Annotated in this window: 1 protein-coding gene and 1 pseudogene; both read right to left on the bottom strand. The window is 66.4% G+C overall.

The annotated features are described in order from the left end of the window. Nucleotides 1–263 (bottom strand): annotated as a pseudogene (locus tag EOA32_RS36590) (hypothetical protein); the annotation flags it as partial. 120 nt (nucleotides 264–383) lie between these two features. Further along, nucleotides 384–1,984, bottom strand: a 1,601-nt coding sequence (locus EOA32_RS36595) for a phosphate acyltransferase (RefSeq protein ID WP_128374261.1), incomplete at its 5' end; no start/stop codon positions are given.

Genomic DNA, 1,984 nt, shown 5'->3' on the forward strand with positions numbered 1-1,984 from the left:
GCATTGCGCGAAAACAGCGCGAAGCCGCAATTGGCATCACCGGCGCGGCCGCGCGCCTTGGCCAGCTGCTCGCGCTGGCGGGCGATCGCGTCGTCATATTTGCGGATCAGTCCCGGACCGCCGCTACCGCCGCGCGTGGCTGCAAGCTCCGCTTCGAGCTGGCGGCAGGTGCGAGAAGCCGCCTGCGGCTCGGTCACAGCGACAGCCGACGCCGCCAACGCTGCAAACAGCGCAGCAAGGTGCGTCAGCTTCAACCCCTTCATCCGCCTGGAATCCCGATTGCCGGTGGAAGGCTACCGCGTTCGTGGTTAACTGTTCCCTAGCTTTCGACTCAACACAAATCCGCTGGCGCGAGCTCGCACAACCCAGAGCTCACCCTCAACTCAGATCGGGGCGAGCGCCTGCGCCTTGTGCGCCGCCTCGACGACCGCCAGTGCCGTCATGTTGACAACGCCGCGCGAGGTCACCGAAGGCGTCAGGATGTGCGCGGGCTTGTCGGTGCCGAGCAGGATCGGCCCGACATGCAGCGCGTCCATCATGGCACGCAGCGCCGTCAGCGTGATGTTGGCCGAATCGAGGTTCGGGAACACCAGCAGATTGGCTTCCCCTTTCAGCCGCGAATGCGGGTAGACGCGCTGGCGCAGATGCTCGGAAAGAGCCGAGTCGGCATGCATCTCGCCGTCGCACTGCAGCTCCGGCGCGATGCGGGCGAGGATGGCAGCGGCCTCGCGCATCTTGAGCGCGCCGGGCGAATCGCGCGAGCCGAAATCCGAATGCGACAGCAGCGCAGCCTTCGGCTCGATGCCGAAGCGCTGGATTTCTTCCGCCGCCAGCACCGTCATCTCGGCGATCTCCTCCGCCGTCGGATCGACGGAGACATGGGTGTCGGTGAGGAAGATGATGCCGCGCTGCGAGATCAGCATCGACAGCGTCGAGAGATCGCGGTCCTTGATGCCCGGACGCGGCCCGATGATCAGCGTGACATTGCGGAGATGGCGCTCGAAGCGGCCTTCGAGCCCGCAAATCATCGCATCCGCATCGCCGCGCTTCAACGCAAGCGCCGCGATCACCGTGTTGTTGGTGCGCACCATGGTGCGAGCGGCTTCCGTCGTTATACCGCGGCGACCCGCGAGTTCGATCAGGAGATCGACATAGTGCCGGTAGCGCGGATCGTCCTCCGGGTTGATCAGGCCGAAATCGACGCCCGGCCGGATGCGCAGGCCGTAACGTTTCAGCCTGACTTCCACGACATGCGGGCGGCCGATCAGGATCGGCTCGGCGATGCCTTCCTCCAGGACCACCTGTGCCGCCCGCAGCACGCGCTCGTCCTCGCCGTCGGCGTAGATGACGCGCTTCGCGCTGGCGGCCTTGGCCGAGGAGAACACCGGTTTCATCACTAGGCCGGAGCGGAAGACGAAGCGGTTGAGCTTGTCGACATAGGCCGCGAAATCGGCAATCGGCCGCGTCGCCACGCCGGTGTCGCAGGCGGCTTTCGCCACCGCCGGCGCGATGCGCAGGATGAGCCGCGGATCGAAGGGCGAGGGGATCAGGAAGTCCGGGCCGAAGACCGGCGTCTCGCCGGAATAGGCGCGGGCGGCGACGTCCGATGGCTCCTCGCGGGCCAGCGCCGCGATCGCTCTGACCGCGGCCATCTTCATCTCCTCGTTGATGGCGCTCGCCCCGCAATCCAGCGCGCCGCGGAAGATGTAAGGAAAGCAGAGCACGTTATTGACTTGATTGGGAAAATCGGAGCGCCCGGTGCAAATCATGGCGTCGGGCCGTGCCGCGCGCGCCACCTCAGGCATGATCTCCGGCGTCGGGTTGGCGAGCGCCAGGATCAGCGGCTTCGGCGCCATGTGCTGCAGGAACTCGGGCTTCAGCACGCCGGCGGCGGAGAGGCCGAGAAAGACGTCGGCGCCGGGGATGACATCGGTCAGCGTGCGCGCTTGGGTGTCCTTCACATAAGGGTCTTTCCAGCGGTCCA

The sequence above is a fragment of the Mesorhizobium sp. M1A.F.Ca.ET.072.01.1.1 genome, from assembly GCF_004023325.1.
In the GTDB taxonomy this organism is placed as follows: domain Bacteria; phylum Pseudomonadota; class Alphaproteobacteria; order Rhizobiales; family Rhizobiaceae; genus Mesorhizobium.